The sequence below is a fragment of the Saprospiraceae bacterium genome (assembly GCA_016719615.1).
GTDB lineage: Bacteria > Bacteroidota > Bacteroidia > Chitinophagales > Saprospiraceae > Vicinibacter.
This window is the reverse complement of sequence record JADJYQ010000001.1, coordinates 903,785-928,421: the sequence shown is the minus strand read 5'-3', so window position 1 is coordinate 928,421 and position 24,637 is coordinate 903,785. Positions and strand designations below refer to the sequence as shown.

Below are 24,637 nucleotides of genomic sequence, written 5' to 3'. Positions count from 1 at the left end.
TTTTATGAATTAAAGATAAAACATCATTTGAGGTATTTATCCATATTTTGGATATCCAGTTGAATTTGATCGACCAATTGTTGATACACCTTCATAAATCCGATCCGGTTAGACTCAACTTTCGACGTCACTTGCGTTAAGCTTGCTTGCACTTGCTGCAATTGCTCCCTATGTTCGCCTAATTCGGTTTGCAGTTTTGCGACAAGCTCTTCTTTCTCCTTGATCGAAGATTCAAGTCTTTTACTTTCCGAATCACTGTTAGCCTGCTGTTTACTTAAATAATCTTTGGCCGTTTGCTGAAAGTTATTGAGTTCAAGTTCCAGCACATGAAGATACTTTTTGGCAGTGGATGTTAGCTTCTCCTCACTGACATTCATCGCATGTGCAGCTGCATATGCTGACTTGTAATGTGAAGATTCATCCATATTTTGCAATTTTTGAATGGACAATAATGCTTTTCTGAATTCCAGGTAATCAAATCCAGGTTCGTTGTGCTTTTCTAAAGCATCTGACAAAATTTTTACAAATTTGGATAAGTCTTCTGGAGCAGCCGGATTCTCAATTTGTTCTGAAACTGCAATTGTTTCTTCAATAGCCCTCGATTCAGTGGAATCTGACCCCTTTGATTGTTTTCCCTCTTCAGGTACAATGAAAACAGCTTTAACTTTCTCTAAAAAAGACATACGCAAAATTAGACTAACAATAAAAAGCTTACCGAACTTATAAAATTTCGATAAGCTTTTGTATTAGTTAATGAATCCGGTCCACTCCGAAATTATCTGAGCAGCAACTGAATCAGTTCTGTCATTACATCATCCCAATTTCCGTTGATGAAGTCTTCATAGGCTTCGTCGTCAGATTTCGCCAATTTCAAATTTGAATTCGAAGCTAAAGCATCAAAAGTTGTTGTGCCCGGCGTATTCGCAAGCAGTATTTCAAGAACGGCTTTGTAGAGATCGAATTTATATTGCAAAGACTGATCAAGCTGCCCACCATTATCGATGATTTCCTTGGCTTGAATTTCAATATTTGAAAAATTTTCCCCGACCAATTTTACAGCAACGTCCTTCTCGACAAGTTCAGGAACTTTTCCGGTTTGGCTAAATGCGTCCGTAAAACTAAAAACTGCGCATAAAAAAATTACAATCTTATTTTTCATAATTTATTATCTTTTGATCATTCAACAATGATTATTCAAAATTTTCTTATTCAACGATGACCATTCGTTTAGTTGCCGTATGATTTGCAGCATCCAACTGATAGTACAATACTCCACCAGCATTCAATTCAGACTTCTGTACCTTGAAGGTATTTAAGCCTTTTGTGCCCTGTGTTTCGTATACTCTCAATACTTTGCCAGTTACGTCATAGATGCTCAGTTTAACCGCTCCAGCTTCTGGTAAACGGTAGCTGATTACGGTCTCCTTAGCGAATGGGTTTGGAGAGTTCTGGTATAATTCGAATACACCAGATTCTACAACTCCTCTTTCTGTGCGTACACCTAAGTTAACATCTTTGATATTCAATGATGCATCATAAGCTTCTGCTGTTGTAACATCAGATGTGATTGCCAACAGGCTGCCAATACTTGCCTGGCTGCTTGCACGGAATACAACTGTGAACAAGGTAGCATCTGCATCAACGCTTTGTGCTACTTTGTTATTCCAGCTAGTAGTTAAGATACCTTCATTGATTCTTCCAGTTCCGAAATTGCTTTCGTCTGCATTTAAAACACCTGCTTCAATTCCTTCAAATGTCAATGCTTGACGATCAAATCTCAATGTGAACTGGTATCCAGAGATATTGGTAAAGTTGCTTGATTTGAATTCAACTTTGTACAGTTCACCTGCAACAGTGGTGTTGTTTTCAACTTCAAGGTTCAATTTACCATAACTTCTAGTGCTGCTTCCAGCTACTTGATGTCCTCTGGCGTTATTGGTTACATCACCCATTTTAACTGCAATAAAATTCTGAATGACTTTTATTGGATTTGGCAATGCAACTGTTACTTCCCTTGGCGCGCTCCATGGTTGTGTAGGATCTGCGAAAATATAATCTGAAGGCACAAAAGTCCAACTTTCAGATTTGCTGAATTCGTTACTTACGCCTAGAATGAGTTTGCGTATTTCAGATACATCTGAAGCAGTCACCGTTTTACTTGCATTCACGTCGGCAGCAATCAATTTATAAGGACTGTTTAAATTCTCAATACCCAGAATATGTCTTTGAATTTTCACAATATCTGCAGTACTAACACCATTTAATGGGTCATCTGTACGACTTGGTTTCACCACATATTCTTTCGACAAGCCAACAGGAAGATCACCAAACAAATACTTACCATCATTGACGGTCTTCATGTGTTTCATCATGATCCTACTGTCTAATAATTCGACTTCTACTTTTTCAGTGCCTTCATTATTTTGAGTCATCAATTCTCCAGTGATTTTGCCAAATGAACCAACATTAGGGCAGATATCTTGATAATCCTGAACGATCACGGTTGTTTTACAGCAGTCTTTATTGCCTTCCTCATCTTCAACGCATATCGTGACCGGAATGATTAATTCATCATCAATTCTGTTGGCAACAAAATCGTCACAACAAATCGTCATGCTATCACTTTCCAGGTCATCAAAATAAATGCGAAGATCTTCAGCAGCGGTACAGTTATCAAAGCTACCTGCGTCGAGATCTTTTGCCCAAATCGTTATACAACCACTGCTAGGCATTACTGTAGTAATAACTCCAACATGACAATATGGTGTCGGTGCTTTACAATCTGTGACCTCAAACAATTCACATCTGCTGGAGATGTTTCCACAACCATCTTCTACAAACCAGCAGAATTTATGGATACCTATCGGATAATTACCGCTTGCATTGAAAGGATCGTTTGGATTATCGGCCAGCGGATTGTGATTTTTAACGGGTCTCTTTCCAGCAGCAAAATCTTTTCGTGTCAGCGGACCAACAGCTAAATCGTAGCCAGAATGTTGACCGATTCCATCATTATATAAATCTATTTTATAATCATAAAATAACCAATCAAGCGGGCTGCAATTATCAGTTGCATTTGCAGTTACGACTACGGGAGCATAACAAATATTGTCGACAGGATTTTTAACCGCAGGCTGACATGGATCACCAAAGGCAATGGATACAGCAGGTTTATCTGTATCTGTTACTTTAATGATTTGTAAATATTCCCATCTTCCATTTTCCGGATCTAAGCTTGGGTCATATTGGCACCAATCGATGACAACCCATGTTCTCAATACTTTGAAACAAGCATCGGGCTCAATCGTAAAGATCTCATCAAAATATTCAATACTGATCAAAGCACAGAGATCATCTGAATTATTTTCAACGATGGGTCTGCCCAATAATGGATTGTCCGGACTTAGGTCTGCACCACAACCAGCTATGGTTGTAGCCTGACCTGTACAGTTACCTGGCCAGGTAATATCATCATCCGAATCGCAATTATCAGTTCGGTTGATATAGAATGGATCACAGTCTACCACCCAAATGGTTTGGGTAGCGGTAACACTCAATCCATTAGGTCCGCGTGCAACTACAGTCCGTGTCAATTGACCCTGACCGCATTCGCGATTATCGTTAACGGAAATGCTAAAATTGGTTCCACATGCACCTAAGACCATACCATCAAATCCCCAGGTTAACTCATGCTTTCTGTCGGCATGAGCTGTATCGTACAGTTCGCGATAAAAATCACAGGCACGATTCCATGCAGGTGGATTTGAAGGTGGTGCTCCCGGTACATATCCAGGATAACCTGTAATATCATTTCTAACACAATAATTATAACATACTAAATCCTTAGTTACGACTTTTCTTCTTACTGATAAATCATTTACAACTCTACCAAAAGTGGCATCATTTGGATCATCCAGGTTTTCAACATCAAACCAGAACCAGCAACTCACCACGATGTTTGGCGGCGCTACTACTGTTGGAGCACTCTTGTCCTGAACTTCAACTTCAACCATACAATCTGTGAAATGATTAAACAGATTTCCACCAGGATTCATTCTGCTAGGTGCAATCGGTCCAGCTCCAGTTTCCACATCAAATACCCTGAAAACGACCATCACATTGTCTCCTATGTCGCTACAGCAGAATTTCACATGGTCGTCAAAATAAATTTGATTTCCATCGAGGATGGCATTATCATCGCCGTTCACGGCCGCACAATTTGCACCATTGTCAGATTGATTGGCATTGCTTCCATTATTGGTACCTCTCAGTTGTTCCATACGGATCACTTTGAAAAATACATGTGGCGAGCAATTATCAAAACTTCCCTGATCAAAATATTGTGCAAAGACTTTTCCAAAATTTTCATTCGGACTTTGGTTTCCAGTCAAACTAACAATTGTTAGTTGATCACAGACAGCAATAGGTGGTGTGTTGTCAGGAACATTCACTGCGATTCTTCGTTTGGAAATGTTTCCACAACAATCTTCTGCAACGATAAACGCCTCACTGATTCCCCGTTCAATATTCACGATGATGAAGCCATCAATTTCATTTCCAGTGACCGTACCGCTGGTGCTTTCGACGCTATAATGTAATTCATTACTGCAATTATCAAGCAACCATGGCTTCGGCACTTCCCAGATACCCAAACAATTCCAGGGATCCATGTTTGCGGTGACCGTGTCAGGATATAAAATTTGAGGCCCTTCTCTATCGATCACTTTGATCAGCTGATTATGGCCGCCTACAGTTCCTGTACACCAGTCTAATACAGTCCATTGTCTGATAATTTTAAAACAGCCTATTTCTCCGGCATCACATCCTGGTGTTCCAATATCAATTTTATGATCATTGAACGTGATTCCAAGATTCGAACAATTGGATGCAGAAGGATATCCCGTTCCCTGCCACATGATGACTTCATCAGGTCCCCAACAAACTGGGTTTGTAGGTCTCCAACTTGGATGGGCAGGCCAGTAAACAGGCCAAGGGCTAGGATGTCCAATATAACGACCTGTATCCAGGCAATTCCAACCTAAGGTTTTCGGTAATCTTTCTCCTGCAAGATCTCCTGCCGGACTTGGTAAAAATCCACCGGTTGCAAACCAATGTGCGGAGTCTAATAAATAGCCATCCACACAATATGGAGATGCCAGATAATGAGCCGTATAATCTTTTGTTGTATTTATTTTTCCATCACAACTCAATGCCGGTGCTTCCAGTTCATCATAATTTAAAGGAACATCTACATCTGCTAATGTAGCTAAAGCAACTGTAATGACTTGTACGCAACTATTACTATTACCTGAAGCATCTACAGTTACCCATGTTCTTGTGATTTTTTCTTCAAACCCAAATCCACAACCGCCTTTCTCAACTTTATCAGTATAAGTAAGTGATGCTCCGCCACAGTTTTCAATCACTGTTGGAGTTCCCATATAAAATGGTGTGGTCAATGTCGAACCGCAAGGCACGCAAGTATCTCTTGCACAAATTAATTGTGGTGCTATTTTATCTTCTACGACTGCATGACCCCAACAACTGTTGCCGGTGACCGTATCGATGACGGTCACTTTAAATTCTCTTCCGATATCCTGAATACCTACCTGTGAACCTCTGAGATTTGGATTCCTATCGATGACCTGACCGGTAACCCAATCTTGAACGATAATTCGGTAATCATCGAAACATCTGTAAGGTCCGCCGGAAAGTAATTCATCTGCGCTTATAGTAGCAGAACAGTTTTCATCAAGACTCACTTGAATTTCATCGTTGCAAGCCAGTTCAGCATTAGGATTATCAAATTCGTTCAAAGTAATGCAGAAAGAACAGACAGATGAATTTCCTGAAAAATCAGTAGCCCGGTAACTCAAACAAGTCGTACCTCTTGGGAAAAAATCTCCGTTTTTGAAACCAGAATTATCAATTTGAGTAACTGTAGGATCGGCACCTACAATAGTCTGTTTTGTATAATTAATAGTTCCATTCCAAATTCTGCTTGCAAATGTGGTACCTGTAAATGCCGGAGTTGCTTTTCCAACACCTGCAAAGAGGCTAATGTCTCCATTATTATAAGTGGCGGTACCATTCGTATATCTTAACACAATACTACCTGCAGTGTAGTTGACTAAATGGACATAGATTCCATAGGTTTGACCCGGATTTATACTTAAACCTCCTATATTAAATAAGGTTGGAAGATTTAATCCGGCACAAGCAGCATTGCCTGAACCCAATAAAGTCCATTGGGCAGCATTTGCCTCTTTTCCTATATAAGTATTAGGTGTATAGTAAACTTCAATAATTACGTTTGTGCCGACAGCTGCTGAAATATTTGTAGCAAAAGAATTTAAAGTAATAATGCCGGTTGAAATATTATTCACATTGAACATGGCTCCAGCAAACTGATTGTTTGAAGCAAAAGTAGTTGTAATCGCTCCTGTTGCAGTTGAAGAAACTAAAGTACAATTATCTGTAGCTTCAGGATCATCAAAGCTGATAGCTCTGTTACATTCACCCGGATCCAGATTAACGGTCCAATCTTTTGGACACCAGAATACAGGTGCAATAGTATCTAAGACAGTTACCACAGAAGTACAAGTAGATGATTTTCCACATGAATCCCGGGCAATAAGAGTAACATTGTTAGCTCCGGTATTTCCACAATTAAAATCAGATTTGCTCAAACTTAAAGTAGCTGCTGTACTTCCATTATCGACATCAGCCGGAGTTATGTTAACCAGTCCATTGTCGTCGAGATAAACGGTAATATTTCTGCATCTCGCGACGGGTTGAGGAAGTACAGAAATTCTAAAGGTAATAGGCGATCCGGTACAAGTGACGGCTCCATTTGTAAAACTTGGAGTCACGGTAAATGTGCTGGTAATTCTAGCTGCGCTTGGATTCGTGGTGACAAATGATGGAATTGAACCTGTGCCATTAGTAGCCGCGAGTCCTATAGGTTCAGGGGTCCTGGTCCAGGTATAAACTGCGCCGGGAACATTTCCTGTGAAATTAATGATAGTAGTGATATCGCCATGGCAATATTGTACATCTGGTACTGCATTGATAGTTGGTGTCGGATTTACAGTTATGGTAAAAATCATGGGGCTTCCCGGACATGATCTTCCTGCATTTGTAAATACTGGAGTAACCGTAAATGTGGATGTAAGAGGAGTTGTACCTGTATTAGTACCCACAAATGCGGGAACAGATCCAGATCCATTAGTTACCGCCAAACCAATAGCCTCCGGAGTTCTGGTCCAGTTAAAGACAGTTCCAGGAGGTGTTCCGGTAAACATAATGGCGGTTGATGTTTGACCAACACATATAAACCTATTAGCTACAGGATTGACTGTCGGCACCGCATTAACTACAACTGACTGCGAAACGGATTGAATACATCCGGGATGCGATGGATTCGGAACCCCATCGGCTGCATCAAATGTGAACACAACGAGATGTGTGCCGGCACCCAATGCTGCCGGATTAAATACAGTTGCAGGAATTCCATTAATGGTAAAACTTCCGGTTCCCATGGCAGGTCCTCCCCCATTTCCTAATTGTGCATTGCCTACTAAAGTCACTGCAGGGTCATTAGCACAATAAACTGACGCAAGACCTACAATGCTAGGGTTTGGATAATAACAGGTATTGCCAATGCTCAAGGTGATGGATCCATTGCTGAAGGTCCCAGTGTAACCTAATGCATCAACATGCACACCTGTGAAAACGTAATTGCTGATTCCTCCACCTATGACGACCTCTGTCAATACAGTTCCGTTTGGAACAGGTATAGGAGCAGCCGGAGGAGCGGGGCTGGAACTTAAATATAATCCTGAACTTGCGCTAATGATCCAATTTTGGCCGCTAGGCGCATTTACGGTAATTGTTTCATTGAATTGTCCATTGGTCAATGTAGTAGCATTGTTTTTACATGAGCATGGATCAGTTATTGTCGGGGTGCAACTTAAGACGATAATAGTATTCGCAGCTGAAGGTCTGCAAGCCATACTAACAGGCGTAGGATCAAGAACCGCATATAAATAATAATTGCCTTCCGGTGAAATATTTGTATTGAGCACTGCACTTGTTCCGCCACCGGAAAGACCGGCATTAGAAACGATTCCTAAAGTAGTTCCACCTACATAAGGATCAGCTAATGGAGTTGTTGACATTTTAAAACGAATTCCATATAGAGTACCCATACCTGAAAGTCCTGTAGCAGTAAGCGTAAATGTTGTGGTTTTACATACAGTATTTACACTTTTCGTGAGTCCGCCTATAGCTGGACAAGTACCGCAATTACCGGGACCAGTTAGTGAGAAGGCCTTAGTGGCAGAACATCCATTTTTGGTAGAAGTCACAGTAATCAAATAAGATCCAACAGAAAGTCCGGTTTGGTCTTGTTGTCCGTTCACAAACCCGGTACCATCCGGTGTAAACCAGTTATATGTAAATGGACTTGCACCACTAATAATAAGATCGATGGATCCATCCAAAGAGAAACAAGTGGTAGGTTGAACGATGGTTTGAGAAATACCGACACCTGTTATGACCGAGACGGTTACTGTTTCAGTATCTGTACAAGCGTTTGCTGCTGTAACGGTAACGGTGTATGTTGTAGTTGAACCAGGACTTACCGTTGTGGTTGACACATTTGAACCGGTGCTCCAAGCATAGGAGCCACCACCGGATGCCGTCAATAACAAGGAAGTACCTGAACACAAAATTGGATTTGCTGGAGAAATGCTCGCAGCTGGACTTGGATTGACATTTACAATAGCGGTTGCAATGCCAGTACAACCATTTGGACCAGTAACGGTCACTGTATAAGTTGTTGTCATTGCTGGAGAAACAGATCTGATCGGATTGGTAGATCCATTATCCCACAAGTACGATACCCCGCCAGATGCTGTTAAATTAGTTGTTGAGCCACTACAAATAGTAATGGAAGCAGGAGTAATTGCAGCTGAAGGCGTTAAAAGAACTTTCAGCGTATCATACATTACAACCCGACAACCTGTTGCTACGGTAACAGTGTCGTTATAAATTGTAGTCGTTAAAGGAGCTTTGGAAATGGCATTGGTCGATTCACCGGTGTTCCATAAATGTGAAATACCACCTGTTACCGTTAAGGTTCCTACCGACCCTTGACAAATGAATTTATCGTTGGGTGTGCCAGAAGTCTCTGTAACAGCAATCGTTAAATTGCTTCCCGGATTAAATTCATCTGCGCCAATATCAGGGTTTGTGGTACTTCTTGTTTGATTGTCTATATCTTGAGTAATGCCCGGAATTACCATTGCTGCCTGATTAAGACATAGGTTTGCAGGATTGACCACTAAATGTAAATTTGTTGTATCTACAAATAACGGATCCATATTTAAGGAAAGTAAATCTTTTCCTGTAAATGCCTTCCATGCAGCAAGATCAACAACATCAATCGCACCCGGAATTCTTCCAAACACCCCTTCCGGACCACTCACAAAATAATTATTATTGTCGATAGATGTGAAAGCAGTTGCAGGAGCATCAGAGAAAATGGAATAAGCTTTAGCAACCCCGGTAATGTTTTCAACTTTATTGATCAGTATATTATTCTTTAAATTGATATTAGCTGCCCCGGTATGAAAATAAATAGCTGCACTAACGTCTGCTGTTGATGATCTGCTAATGAGACTATTTAGCACCACTGTATTATTGTAAATATTGATACCTGTACTAGGAGTAAGTATCCTGATTCCAACAATTGCATCAGAAGTTATCGTTGACCATCCATCTCCTAATAATTTGCTGATAAAATTGTTACTTATTGTCAAATTTGCATTTGCAGAGGCAGCTACGTCAATACCTTTTGCTGCAAAACCGCCGGTACCGGTATAACTTAAATTGTGTATATTATTTTTAGAAATAGAACCATTGGTCACCCCTGCTTCGATTCGAATCCCGGTTGGGTTTGTAATGGTAGAAACCAAATTAAAGATCTCATTTTCCTCGATCAATGCATTATCTGAATCATACATCTGGACCCCATACTTACCAATTTGCTCTGTGGTAATATTTGATCCAATTGTGTTTTTAGTGATTTTAGTATTATCGTTTTTGCCAACTACACCGCCTCTGCTATAAACTCCATAATAAGCCCGACTGATGGCATTATTCTGAATGCTAAGATTGTCATTATCATCGCCAATTCCTGCTGTACTTATAGCAGCTCCACCGACATGTACTCCAAATGTCGAAGTAACAGTTGTAGAACCTGCCATTAAATTGCAATTTTTGATAACATCATTTTTAGAACCCAAGCCGAGACCCAAACTTGCAACCCAAATAACAGCGGTACTTGTTCCTGTAGAAGTATTTACAATCGTCCAATTTCTGTCTGTTCCACCTGAATTCGATCCATCTAATGTAACCCAGTCTGCACCATTAAATTTGATGATACTGCTCGTTGAGCTTCCGCTCATCATAGCTGTATTACCGGCATTTGGTCTCACTGTTAAAGTGTTTACTGCACTCTGACCCGGGACTTGATTGATCGAAATCGGATAAGTTTCAGAAGGATAAGTAGGATCGATCAGCAAAAACGTTACTGCGCCAACAAGGCATTTTGTATTGTAATCATTTACGGCAGCTGTTAATGTGGCATAATCGCCACCAACTCCAACTGTATAAGTACCACTCAAAGCAGCTTTAACGGTTGCGCTAAATAATGAAGGCGGTGCTGTTATGACTGTATTTACATCCGTCGCAATTGCGCAAGCCGGATTGGATGATAAATTGAAAGGTATGGCTAAATCCTGGGCAATCACATAATAATCAATAACATCGCCAACCACAACACCACCCATATCTGCCATAATGATGTCAAATTTCCAATTCCCATTGCTTGCTGTACCCGAAGTCAATGTTCCGGGTCTTGATGACCAGGCACCCAGATTTTTCCGGTAGTATATTCTCGGTCTAAAACTTCCGGAAGTAGGAACGCCGGTAGCATCGATAATATTTACATTTACCAATGCAGTATCGCCGGTTCCGCATATTCCTTCCAGGGCTGTTATTGTAATGATCGGACCTGACAAATCAACGACATCAAAATCTCCGGCATCCGCACCTACGTCTGATGGAGTCAAACCTGCCCTTGCCTGCATATCAAAATCATTCACGGCTTCGGGGATTAGCATACCGGCTCTTTCAACCGGTGTTGGCATCGCAGAAATATGAAGATCTACTGTTGAATTAGTTCCATTTGGATTGACCAATTTGGGATCCCCGCTAAATGAGTTACAGTCCTGACCTGTTGCTGCTCTCCAATCGCTAAGTATCAAACGATCGGCTAAATCATAAAAGCCAATAAAGCCACCGGTCCCAGTAACAAAGAGATCATTAAAATTGCTAAAAAGTCCGGCAGGATTGATTCCGGTACCACCAGCACGGATGGCATAATGTTTTCCGGTTGAACCACTATTGGACCTTGCATTGAAGAATATATTATTTACATAATTTCTGGTACCTGAAATTCTTGCACTGTTGAATGCATGAGTGTTATTAGATAAAGTAGAAACTCCGGATCCGCCAATGTAAATGGTATTATGAACGAAATTATTTACTGTTCCACCAACTTCATTGATACCATTAATGGCCAATCCAGAAGTAATTGAAGCTCCCAGGGAATTTATACCCAGGCGAATCATATTGTTGCCAAAATTTGTAGTTCCGGCATTGATGTAAATTCCATTTAAGGTGGCCGTAGTACCTGTACCTGTTACATTTAAAGTATGAATAAAATTGCCTTCTACAGTCAATGTTGCAGTAGACGTAGAAATCGTAATCCCATTGACCCAGGCATTTGCTGCAGGTGAGGTATTGCTTAAGGTATGAATCGTGTTTTTTGAAACAGAAGCACCAGCTGCTGCACTGGACACATAAATCCCTTGAACGGAAGAAGTGGTTGCTGTTCCTGTAGATTGGTTATTCGTTGTTAAATGGCTGATCGTATTATTCAAAACTTGCGAAGGAGAAGTCTGAACATAAATACCTATGACTGTATTTCCATTTAAGCTGGCAGTGGTAGAAGTATTCATGGTTTTTAGTTCCGCACCAAAACCTCCGATTGTATTATTCTCAATTCTTAAATCATTAGTAGTACTGTTTCCAGCTCTTATACCTATCAATCCACAAGCAGCAGTTGATGTTTGTAAATGGGAAATGGCTCCAATGCTATTGTTATTAAATTCTGTGCGAACACTGGCAATAGAAACACTGGAATAAATTCCATAAACTTCAGAAGTAGAAGTATTTGCATTAGAAATTGTAATCGTTTTGCTTCCATCCAAACTACCAACAATATTATTATTAACGTCTGCCCATCCACTTGCAATTTGGACACCAATAAATGCCGACGTTGTCGTAGTTGTTCCCCAAATACCTGACAATGAAATGTTCTGGATTGCGTTGTTGGCGATAATTGTTTTGAGTGCAGTTCCATGTGAGGAAAGATAAATACCGATCATTCTGGATGCAGTACTCGCCCCTACCAAAGTGTAAGTGCCCGTTCCACTTGCATTTGCATAACCAATGGTATTACCAGTAATGGTGCAACCTTCCACATTCGTACTTCCTATTTGAATTGCGGCATGTATCGTACCTGTAGTTTGTGTTTTCGAAACTGTCTGATAAAATTTATTATTTGTAATCGTCCAAACGCTTGAGGCTGTTGTTAAATAAATACCCGCTGATTGTGAAGTTACACCGAAATAATCAAATATTTCGCAATTGGTAACCGTGTTGTTGCTATTGTTAAATGTGGTACTGGTTCCATTTGAATAGATCCCTTTAGTTGGCCAATTCGTGCCCACAGGTCCTATTTTACAACTGGTAATGAGGTTATTGTCCTGGCCTGTTAAGGTTGAACTTGCCCCAAACCAAAAATTACCGCCATTGGTACCTACGGGCATGGTACCTGAACCATTAACCGAAAGATTGACGAAAGTATTAAATGTGGCATCAGCCTGAAGATGAATGGTACTTGTTCCTGAAGTTGCAGACACTGTTGTGTTCTCGATCGTCAAGGCGTTACCTCCTGAATTTAATCCGTCGAAAGTAACGTTGTCTGCGCCGTTTAATTGGACCAAAGCGAGACCTGCAGTTGCGGCCCCACTGATGGTTCTGGAAGCACCACCAATCGGCTTCACTACAATTGAAGAATAGTTAGCCGCACCAGCACCGCTTGCATTAAGTATGGCACCTCCTGCAGGTTCTGTTGTATTCGCACTGATATTAAGAGTTATCGTCCCGGTATGTGTACCAGCGTTTATAGCTGCAAAAGCGGCTGACAAAGTGGTGTAAGATGCCATGGGAGTACCTCCGGAAGAAATAACATCAACCTGACTATACAAAGAACTGGAAAATAGAAATGCAAATAGGAATAGAGATGGGGCTAATACATAGGCTTTTATAGCCGCCTGGAAGAGCTGCTTACGTCTTTTCATGAGATTTGAGTTAGGTCCTAAAAAATATCTGCCAAATCCCGCTTCAAAGGATTTGACCTGCAAACATACTATTTTGTGGCATTCGCAGCATATTAATTTACTGTTTTCATCTAATTAATTTATTGAGATACAGTTAGATATGTAATGTTAATTTATAATAAAATGATTATCAATAAATTGAGTTCAGTATATTCTTTTAATTTTGTCGGCTTATGAATGCAGAATATATCATCAGTCAACTGGAAAAAAACAGCTCTATTTATAAAGCTCTTTTTGAGATTCACGAGCACGATTTTATCAAATGGAAACCCGGTACAGAGAAATGGTGTATGTTAGAAGTCGTCTGCCACCTATGTGATGAGGAAAGAGAAGATTTTAGAATGCGGGTCGATCTGGCCTTACATCGGTCCACAGAAGAATTACAAGCCATTGATCCTCAAGGCTGGGTGCTTTCCCGAAATTACATAGAACAGGATTATTTCAATAAAACCAAGGAGTTTTTACACGAACGCGAAAAATCTGTTCATTGGTTAAAAGCACTCAATGAACCCATCTGGGATGCTTTTTTTACACACCCAAAACTAGGTAAAATCACAGCATATTACATTTTGAGCAATTGGCTGGCCCACGATTATCTACATTTTAAACAAATGATCAGGTTGAAATACGATTATCTCGAAAAAATATCCAAAGTCAATTTGCATTATGCAGGCGACTGGGTATGAGGCTAAAGCTGTGCTTTCAAAATTCTGACTATTTTCGCGCTTGATACATGAGTAAAAATTCATGCTATTTTAAAATTTACATTCCCCCAATCACTCACACCACACACACGCACACACGCACTCACACTCACCCACACTCACACTCACACTCACACCTAAGTTCGGGGTGTAGCGCAGCCTGGTAGCGCACACGTCTGGGGGGCGTGGGGTCGCAAGTTCAAATCTTGTCACCCCGACTATAAAAGGTTCTCAACTTTTGAGAACCTTTTTTTTTGCGCATTTTGGCAAGTTCAAATGCTGACGAAGCCTGTTTTCTGATCTTTTCATTTTTTGACATCTCGTTCAGGCTTGTCAGCATGCCGACAAACCGGACTGATGATCTATTTTCCCTCTATGGTCCTTTTCCGGTTTCGTCGGCATCTTGTCACCCCGACATGAAATTAGTGGGCAGTTAACAGTAGACAGTTGCTACTTTAACTGCCTTTTTTATTTCTTACTGGCTTCTTCCAAGTTCAAATGCTGACGAAGCCTGTTTGCTGGTCTTTTCATTTTTGACATCTCGTTCAGGCTTGTCAGCATGCCGACAAACCGGACCAATGATCTATTTTCCCTCTATAGGCCCTTTCCGGTTTCGTCGGCATCTTGTCACCCCGACATGAAATTAGTGGGCAGTTAACAGTAGACAGTTGCTACTTTAACTGCCTTTTTTATTTCTTACTTGCTTCTTCCAAGTTCAAATGCTGACGAAGCCTGTTTTCTGATCGTTTCTTTTTTTCATATTTCGTTCAGGCTTGTCAGCATGCCGACATGAATTTAAGTGGCAGTTAATAGCTTGGTGCTTTCTGACTCCATTCAATAAATTCTTTAATCCTGTAAATTCTGATTCAGACAAACAAGCAGTTGGTCGTCCCTCCCGACATAAAGAATTATCTCGTTTTAAATAATCAAGATCATGTCGGGAATGAAGAATATTATTAGGAATTAAAACATTATAGTCATGTCGGGAGACTAAAGTTTAAAAAAAAAAAAGGGCTTATCAAAGGATGGAGAAACAGACAATCGTTCGCAAATTAAGTTGTTTGGAATTCATCACCTTTAACCTTTTGCCTTACAACTTTATTCCGCAAATTCTTTAATCCTGTAAATTCTGCTTCAGACAAATAAGCAGTTGGTCATCCCTCCCGACATAAAGAATTATCTCGTTTTAAATAATCAAGATCATGTCGGGAATGAAGAATATTATTAGGAATTAAAACATTATAGTCATGTCGGGAGACTAAATTTTTAAAAAAAAAAGGGCTTATCAAAGGATGGAGAAACAGACAATCGTTCGTAAATTAAGTTGTTTGGAATTCATCACCTTTAACCTTTTGCCTTACAACTTTATTCCGCAAATTCTTTAATCCTGTAAATTCTGCTTCAGACAAATAAGCAGTTGGTCATCCCTCCCGACATAAAGAATTATCTCGTTTTAAATAATCAAGATCATGTCGGGAATGAAGAATATTATTAGGAATTAAAACATTATAGTCATGTCGGGAAACTAAAGTTTAAACAAAAGGGCTTATCAGCGGATAGAGAAACAGACCATTGTTCGTAAATTAAGTTGTTTGTCGGTGGAATTCATCACCTTTAACCTTTTGCCTTACAACTTTATTCTGTAAATTCTTAAATCCTGTAAATTCTGATTCAGACAAACATGAAGATGATGGGTTCTACTATTTAACTTTTGGTTTTAAACTGCATATCTCCATATATTTCATTAAATTTGTAAGCATTATGCGAATTCATAATGTTTAAATTCTGACGATGAAATTTTCAAATCTGCTTCGTTTCATAATGATTTACTTCATGAGTTCAATTGCTCTAAGTGCCCAAAAATGGGAATCACTGGCTCCCATTCCCGAAAGTTTCACATTTCCCGTGGTAGCTGTGGCAAATGGTAAAATTCACATTATGGGCGGTGGCGGTGTAGGCGGAGCTACCAACAAACATTACGCCTACGATCCTGCTACAAATAGTTGGGCGGCGAAAGCAAACGTTCCCTATATGGCCCAGCAACCAGCAGGTACTTCTGTAAATAATAAAATTCATTTTTTCGGTGGTGGATTTCCCAATTCCGGTAGTCCATTGAATTCGCATCATGTTTACGATCCTTTGTCGGATAGCTGGAATGCTGCTGCAAATCTCACTGCGCCCAGAGCTATACATTATGCAGCCAATTTGAATGAAGAATTGTACAGCCTGGCCGGACAAGGAATGACCACACTTTGTCAAACTTATAACGCGGGGACCAACAGCTGGACTACAAAAAATCCATTACCAGACGGACAGTTTTTTTATGGTGCTCATGTTACTTCCAGCAATCACATATACCGGTTTTGTGGTGGCGGCTACACCGCTCCGCACAACCGCGTCCATCGTTATGATGCACATAATGACAGCTGGACTGCCCTGACAAATTTTCCTGCCAGGATTCATGGCTTTCAAGGTGCTGCCATTGGTGATCAGATTTTTCTGGCCGGTGGGTATTATGATTTTCAGGAAAGAACCGAAGTTTATCAATTTGATACGAAAGCAGAAACCGTCGGACAATATCCCATCTCGCTCCCCATTGGTGTGAATTATCACAATATGGTTAGTCTTGACAGTTGCATTTATGTCATTGGTGGAAATAATGCTATTGATCCTAATGTGAAATTTCAGTTGTTGCGTTTATGTCCCTATAAAACAACTACCAAACAATCCGACGAATATTCGAAAATAGATTTTCATGCTTATATGGCTGGCAGCATTCTTCAACTTGAACTTCCGGATCTTATGCTAAATCAACAAACTGAAGTTGCAATTTTCAATATCAATGGAACGCCGGTTTTTAAAAATGAATTTATAGCAAAAGCTAAAAATGCAATTGAAATAAATCAATTAAGCCTTAGGAATGGCATGTATTTGATTCAAATAAAATCTAAAACCACATTGGGCTATTCCAAAATAATTCATTACTTACCCTAAATCATTTTCAAAATAAGCATCATGAAAAAGCGCAATTTACTATTCATATACTTTTTATTATTATTACAAACGAATGCACAGGTCGGACAAATTGCTCCCGATTTTAAAGTAACTGACACACACGGCGATCAACACCGACTTTATGATTATCTCGAGAAAGGCAAAACAGTGGTTCTCGATTTTTATTTTACCACTTGTATACCCTGTCAATATTACTCACCCCAGGTAAATTTAGTTTTTAAAAAATATGGGTGCAACAAAAAAGATGTCGTGTTTATCGCTATCGACTACAACGATTCGAATGAAGAAGTAAAAGCCTATGATGCCAAATACCAGATCGAATATCCATCTATCAGCGGAACTGAGGGTGGTGGCAATGGCGTCGTTGATGCCTACAATGTAATTGGGTTTCCCACTTTTTACGTCATTGATTCCAGTAAAAAGATTGTTATGGAAATCGACCCCCCTACCCTTCAGGTTTTTGATTTTAGATTTAACCAGCTTGGGCTATCGCCTAAAGACTGTGAGTTGAGTGCAACTACTTCTTCATCATTGACAACAGGCCAGAACTTACATTCAAATATCATTGCTGGACAAGTACTAACAATTGTTAGTTTTGAACCAATAACCCATAACCAATATTTATCTGTTTTTGATCACATAGGAAGACCCATTTATACAAATAAAATAATACCTGCCTATTCCAATCACTACGATATCATTTTGCCGGAATTAGGGAAGGGATATTATTATTGTACTTTAAATTCCACAAATGGAGTTCAAATAAAATCAGTCGCATTTATCAAAATCTAAGGCTCGGTTACAGGCTCATACTCGCCAGAATCCCACCCATAACAGCGAGAGATATCAACCAAAAGCCGGCTTTAATAGCTACATACTCCCATCCTTTGTGTTCAAACAAAGCATCTGAAATGATGATGGGTACAGTAATAAAAATTCCGCCAATGAGGAGTCCATGGAAAGCAACATGTTGAAAAGTATGATTGGACGCAGCAAGTTTATCCAAATAGTATTGCATCCATTTTCCGGATTCAGAATTCGGATCCGGTTCCATTGCCCCGTTAGTTTCGTAATAAAGGGCACCAGCAATAAATGCATCATGGGTTGCAATAATATTTAAACCAAATGCCAAAATAATGGAACAAACAAAAAAGCCGCCAAAAATTTTAAGCATATTTCCGGCATTCATAGTTTCTTTAGTCATGCCAATAGATTCCAACCAGGCGTTTCCAAAAACTTTGTCGTGATACCAAATAAATCCTAAAATCATAGGTGCTATGGCTGCTAGAATCAGCGCTAATAAATTGAGTTCCATGGTAAAATGTTTTGCTTAAAAAATAAATTTACCCAAGCAAGATATGAAAATAATTTGACTCATTTAATTGCCGCCGGCATTTCCGCCTCCACCCCCATCACCTTCGCCTTGTTTCAAATCGTCGTTTAATTTTCCTTTCCGCTTTTTCTTGGATCCACCGAATTCCATTTTTCCAAAACGATAATCAAGGCTAGCTCTAATCCCCCAGCCCTCAAATCGATTAGCAGCTTTGTAGGAAAAGCTCTCCGATTTAAATTCAGAATCAAGATTCATTTTAGGATGGAAAATATTGTCGACCCCAATAGAGACCCCGCCCATTTTTTCCAAAGGTCTTTGCGCAATCCAATCGAATAAACAAACCAACTGGATTGTTTTCCCTGGGTCGTCAATTTTGGTGAATTAACAAATCCAAAAAAAGTAATTCCCAGCGTTGGGGTAATATTTACATTTGCAAATCCATTTAAACTGTAACTGAATGCATCATTTCGCACATCTGTAAACTGACTGCTTTCTAATTTTTGGTAATACAAATTGATGGTACCGTTTAAGATGATAGTTCCCAATTTCATAATGCCACCATTAATACTCAAACCTGAAGAGGTACTGCTCGCCAGGTTATTATAAGTTGCATTGGTTCGGCCGAGGGTATCAATAAATCTATAATTGTCGATCAGATCGTTTGTGACTTTATGATACACAGAGACCGTTGCATTTTTGATGTCTTTGGCAAAACTGTAACTCATTTCAAAAGACTCCGTGATCTCGGGTTGCAATTCCGGATTTCCATAGGAAATATTGGTAGGGTCGTTGTAGTTAACATAAGGATTCAGATAAAACATACTTGGCCTCTGAATTCTCCTAGAATATGAAAACTTCAAACTCGATTTATCCTTAAAAGTGTAAGCCAATAAACCGGAAGGAACCCAGGATGCATAATCATTTTCAAAATTGTTGCCATCTGAAATCGTCAATCCATTAATGAAAGTATGTTCGTATCGCAATCCACTTCTTGCTTTTAAATTATCGGAAATTGGAAATGTAATTTGACCATATGCAGATGCGACATTTTGATCATAGTCAAATAAATTATTTCTGCTTTCATCCCGCAAATATGTTTGTGTTGCAAAATTCAAGGTATCATAATAGATATCGCTGAACACATTCCTAAAAATGGATTTTACACCTGCTTCGATATTTATTTTTTTAGAAAAAGGGTGCAAATAGTCGGCAGCTATCGTGTATTCCTTATTGGTACTTAAATTAGGACCTAATTCCCGATAGTTTAATACTCCCAAGGAATCCAACTGGTCTGTTTCATAATCGCTGTTTTTATTGGAATAAGAGTACTGGCCAGAAAATGTAAACTCCCGGTCTGAATCTTTATCAAAAGTTTTTCGGTAATCGAAATTTAAATCTGTTCCAAAAGTACTATTGACGACATCGCTATTGCGCTCAAACAAAAAAGGCAAATTGATCTTTTGTGATCCGGTATATGTGGTCAGGTCATTTTCATTTGCAAATCTGTTTAATGGAAACCTCGTTGAAAGTGTCAGGGAATTTTTGGGATTGATATCATAATCTGCTGAAAGCTGCGTATACAAACCGCCTCCATTATTGGATGAATTTCCGATCTGCAAATAAAATGGATCTGAGGCTACATTAAAATTCTCGCGATCCACTTTTGTATCTCCTTTACCACGCCAATAATATCCCCCTACGTTGGCATTGAAACCAATTTTACCCATGCGGATGTTGACATTAGATCCAAGACTACTGCTCTTACTTCCGGCACTTGCGTATATGGATCCGGACACTCCTTGAATCTTCTTGGATTTTGTAACAATATTGATAATACCGCCCGTACCTTCAGCATCGTATTTCGCGCCCGGATTGGTGATCACTTCTACTTTTTCAATGACATCTGCAGGAATCATTTTTAAGGCATCGGCAATGCTCGATGACATGATTGATGAGGGTTTGCCATTGATCAATACTTTCAAATTGCTACTTCCCCGCATCGAAACATTACCCTCCAAATCGACCGTGAGTAATGGCGTTCTTCGCAATACATCTGCCGCAGTTCCACCTCTGGAGGTCACATCTTTTTCGGCATTGTAAACCAATCGGTCAATTTTATTTTCGATGAGGTCTTTGCTTCCCACCACTGTGACTTCACTCAAAACTTCAGCCTTCGGAACTAAAAGTATATTTCCCAATTTATACTCGTAGACGTCCTTGTTGATTTTAAAAGGTCCAAGAATTTTTGTTTCATATCCCAGAAAAGTGACGATGACATTATATTTAGCATTTTTTAATTCCTTAATGCTAAACTTTCCTTTCTCATCTGCAAGGCTTCCATCCACATCTTTTTTTTCGAGCGCTTCCTGAATGACGATGTTTGCAAAACCAACTGGTTGCTGGCTTATAGAATCTAAAACTTGTCCCTGAAATTTGCCAACATAAGTAGCGGTTACATTTGTAGCAGCACCGCTTCCAAATTGTGCATTCAGATGAGTAATTATGAAAACTAAAAAAAACGCAATAAAAACTTTTGCTCGAAGAAATAATCTTAAGTTCATTTTAAGGAAATAATTGTTAAACAAAGATAGGATCCAAATGGATTTCCTATTTATTCCTTAGATCAGTCCACTTCAATGATCGATCATTTGATGGAATTAACGGATGATTCAAAATCCGGAATGGATGCTGATGCCTTACATTCCGGATTGATCACACTTGCCAAGCCTATTTTTTAGGAAATGGAGGCGGCGCTGGCTCTTTATAGGTATTGTCTTTCATCAATCCCATAATAACTTCAATCGCTTTGTCTAATTGTTTGTCTGCGCCCAAATAAGATTCATAAGGATCATTCTCTACGACAATATCAGGATCTACTCCGTGACCTTCCATGATCCATTTTGTTCCTTCCAAATTATAACGCGAAAATTCCGGGCGATTTAAATAGCCACCATCTACAATCGGTAAACTACCACGAATACCTACGACACCACCCCAGGATCTTTTGCCAATGACGGGACCCATTTTATGCTTCTGAAAGCGATATGCAAAAATGTCGCCATCACTTGCAGAGTATTCATCGATTAAGGCTACTTTAGGGCCAATGATTTGTTCGACAGGTTCAAAGGATGGAGTTCCATTGCGGGATACGACAACCTGCACCGGTTCTCTTCTCAATCGCTCAATGATATGTGGAGAAACATTCCCACCTCCATTTCCGCGGTCATCAATGATGATGGCTTCTTTGATAAGCTGTGGGTAAAAGTATTTTACAAATTCATTCAGACCATCGGGTCCCATGTTGGGAATGTGTAAATATCCGACCCTGCCATTTGTGGCTTTCTGGACTCTTTCAATATTCGATTGCACCCAATTGTAGTAATAGAGATTACTTTCATCGGCGATAGGAATGATGGTAATTTCCCGCGAACCTTCCATTTTGGCTGTAGTATTGACGGTCAGGCGAACCTGTTTTTCTGCAGTGCCCACGAGGAGCTCAAAGAAATCATTTACATCTTTTGTAGAAACACCATTTACTGCCAAAATAAAATCTCCGGCTTTTACATTTAAACCTATTTCAGCTAAAGGAGATCTCACCGTTTTACTCCAGTTTTCGCCTTTTAGGATTTTATCTATTTTAATATAGCCGGAAGCATCCCGACTCACATGTGCGCCTAATAAACCCATAGGTATGCGATCTGCTTTAGGATAATCGCCACCACCAACATAGGAGTGCCCTAAATTCAATTCACCAATGAGCTCACCAATGACATATGTGAGATCTGCACGATGATTCACATAAGGCAATAATTCTGCATACGTTTTCTTTAAACCTTTCCAATCAACTCCATGCAGATTTGGGTCATATACATAATCGCGCATCTGTCTCCAGCATTCGTTAAAAATCTGGTTCCATTCTGCTTTGCGATCAATGTTGACTTTTAAATCATTTAAGTCTAAAGCATTTTCCAAATTCAATTTACCTGATGGAGCATCTACGATATATTGATTGCCTTTGGAAGATACCATCACTTTCTTTTTATCGGGAGTAAATGAATAACCATTTACATCAGCACTCAATTCTGTTTCTTTTTGCGTTTTCAGGTCATACACAAACCATTTCATGCGATCGCTGACAGTAGATCTGAAATAATACAGTTTTTCGCCCGATGATTCCAATCCAAAATAATTTCCTGCCACTGAAGTCACTTCAATCGTTCTGTTGAAAATTCCGTCAAAATCAATGCTGGATTTTTTGATCGTGCTGTCTGCAGCATCTGCTTTCATTCCTTCTTTATCTCCTTTTTTGTCTTTTTTGTCTTTATCTTCTTTCACAGATACTTCATCAGATTTCGGTTCAAAAGGATGCGGAGTTTCCTTACTTAAAGTGACCATATAAATTTTAGTCAAATCAAAATAAGCATGGTTCCATTCCAAATTATTGTACCGCGGACTAAAACTTCTCTCAGATGTAAAAAACAGATATTTTCCATCTGAACTAAAAACAGGAGAATTTGACTGGAACCAATATTCTGTCACTGCATTTGTTTTCTTTGATTCAAAATCATAGATCAAAATGGAAGAGTTATTCTTTTTTTCCGGATTTGTAAAACATACATAGCGACTGTCTGGAGACCAATTGTATTGGGATATTTCAAAAATGGCTGATGTATGAAGGAGCATTATTACTTTACTATCAACATCAACTGCATATAAACCCTGTTTGCGATCTGAGTATAAAATTTTCTTTGAATCTGGCGACCATTGCAAACCGTATTTATAATTATCCCCGTTTTTAGTGAGTTGTATGGCCGCAGATTTTCCATCCGGTGCCATCAGATATACTTCATCTTCACCGGTAACATCGCTGATGTAAGCAATATGTTTTCCATTTGGAGACCAACTTGCATTTCGGTCATGACTTCCGGAAGATTGCGTTAGATTGCGAATCACTCCATTTTTTAGAGGCACTGTAAAAACATCGCCTCTGGCTACATAAACTGCGCGATTTCCATCAGGACCGATATCCCATGAAGAAATATTTTGTTTTACTGAAGTCAATTTATTTCTACCGGTAGCAAAATCATCCGCAATTTGAATGCTTATTTTTTCAGCTTTATCGGTCGTGGTATTTAATTTATAAATGTAGCCGCCGTTTTCAAAAACGATCCATTGTCCGTTATGAGAAGGAAATTTACAGTCATAATCTTTAAATTGAGTTACCTTTTTAGTCTGTTTGGTCTTCGTATCATAACTGAATAAATTCATCCGGCTCTCTCTTGCAGATAAATAATAGATTTTATCGCCAACCCACATAGGAATGATATCCTGATGAATGTTGTCTGTAATTTTTTCACTTTTCTTGGTCGCAAAATCAAAAATCCGGATATCATCTGCCATACCACCTGTATATCTTTTCCAGGTGCGGAATTCCCTAAATACGTGATTGTAAGCTAACTTATTTTTATCTGGTGAATACGAACAAAAACCTCCGTGATTGAAGGGCAGTTGTTCAGATAATCCACCTTTAATATTGCACAAATACAATTGACCTCTAAAATCATTGTGTTCGCGCCAGCGACTTCTGTAAATGATTTGCTCATTATTCTTCCAACCGATGCAAAGATTATTGGGACCCATGCGGTCCGAAAGATCATCGCGATTAAGAGTTGCAGAATAAGTTAATCTTTTAGGCTCTCCACCTTGCGCTGGAATTAAATAAATTTCGGTATTGCCATCGTACTGACCAGAAAATGCAATGTTCTTACCGTCGGGAGAAAAACGTGCAAACATTTCATAACCTATATGACTGGTCAATTTTCGGGCTGTGCCCCCGTTGGCTGATACGGAATATAAATCACCGGCATAACTAAAGGCGATCTGGTCATTGGAAATGGTCGGAAACCGAAGTAATCGGGATTCCTGACCCGATAAGCCATTCATAAGTACAAATAAAAATAAAATGGATAGGTAACGCATGGATACTATTTTAAGATTAAAAAATTTCAACAAATGTACGAAGGATTTCGTAATTTCAAAATCACCACAAA

10 protein-coding genes and 1 tRNA gene are annotated in these 24,637 nt (G+C 39.5%); 4 read left to right on the top strand and 7 right to left on the bottom strand.

Annotated features, from left to right (window positions below):
* Positions 1-23: 23 nt before the first annotated feature.
* The 3 genes from IPM92_03790 to IPM92_03780 form a co-directional block, all read right to left on the bottom strand.
* A complete protein-coding gene (locus IPM92_03790) occupies positions 24-683 on the bottom strand; it encodes a hypothetical protein (GenBank protein MBK9107509.1) in 660 nt (219 codons plus the stop codon).
* Between the two features lie 92 nt (positions 684-775).
* Positions 776-1,159 carry a hypothetical protein gene (locus IPM92_03785; protein ID MBK9107508.1) on the bottom strand — a complete coding sequence of 128 codons (384 nt, stop codon included), beginning with the start codon at positions 1,157-1,159 and terminating at the stop codon, positions 776-778.
* 46 nt (positions 1,160-1,205) lie between these two features.
* Positions 1,206-13,559: an HYR domain-containing protein gene (locus tag IPM92_03780; GenBank protein ID MBK9107507.1), complete on the bottom strand. Its 12,354-nt coding sequence runs from the start codon at positions 13,557-13,559 to the stop codon at positions 1,206-1,208.
* Positions 13,560-13,708: 149 nt separating this feature from the next.
* On the opposite strand from IPM92_03780, the gene IPM92_03775 reads away from it, so the two are divergent.
* From IPM92_03775 to IPM92_03760, 4 genes are all read left to right on the top strand, one after another.
* The gene (locus tag IPM92_03775; protein ID MBK9107506.1) at positions 13,709-14,221 is read left to right on the top strand and encodes a hypothetical protein; all 513 of its coding nucleotides are present in this window, start codon (positions 13,709-13,711) and stop codon (positions 14,219-14,221) included.
* A gap of 162 nt (positions 14,222-14,383) precedes the next feature.
* Positions 14,384-14,457 (top strand) — tRNA-Pro (locus IPM92_03770).
* A 1,615-nt stretch (positions 14,458-16,072) separates the two neighbouring features.
* Positions 16,073-17,233, top strand: coding sequence for a T9SS type A sorting domain-containing protein (locus tag IPM92_03765; GenBank protein ID MBK9107505.1), 1,161 nt, complete (start codon positions 16,073-16,075; stop codon positions 17,231-17,233).
* A 21-nt stretch (positions 17,234-17,254) separates the two neighbouring features.
* Positions 17,255-18,046, top strand: a complete 792-nt coding sequence (locus tag IPM92_03760) for a TlpA family protein disulfide reductase (protein ID MBK9107504.1) — start codon at positions 17,255-17,257, stop codon at positions 18,044-18,046.
* Positions 18,047-18,053: 7 nt separating this feature from the next.
* Here IPM92_03760 and IPM92_03755 read toward each other — a convergent pair whose 3' ends face one another.
* The 4 genes from IPM92_03755 to IPM92_03740 form a co-directional block, all read right to left on the bottom strand.
* Entirely contained in the window at positions 18,054-18,569 is a 516-nt protein-coding gene (locus IPM92_03755) for a DUF1761 domain-containing protein (GenBank protein ID MBK9107503.1), read from the bottom strand.
* Between the two features lie 63 nt (positions 18,570-18,632).
* Entirely contained in the window at positions 18,633-18,842 is a 210-nt protein-coding gene (locus IPM92_03750; protein MBK9107502.1) for a hypothetical protein, read from the bottom strand.
* Positions 18,839-21,148 carry a TonB-dependent receptor gene (locus IPM92_03745; GenBank protein MBK9107501.1) on the bottom strand — a complete coding sequence of 770 codons (2,310 nt, stop codon included), beginning with the start codon at positions 21,146-21,148 and terminating at the stop codon, positions 18,839-18,841. Before IPM92_03745 ends, IPM92_03750 begins: the two co-directional genes overlap by 4 nt.
* Before the next feature lie 166 nt (positions 21,149-21,314).
* Positions 21,315-24,566, bottom strand: a complete 3,252-nt coding sequence (locus tag IPM92_03740; protein ID MBK9107500.1) for a PD40 domain-containing protein — start codon at positions 24,564-24,566, stop codon at positions 21,315-21,317.
* Between the last annotated feature and the right edge of the window lie 71 nt (positions 24,567-24,637).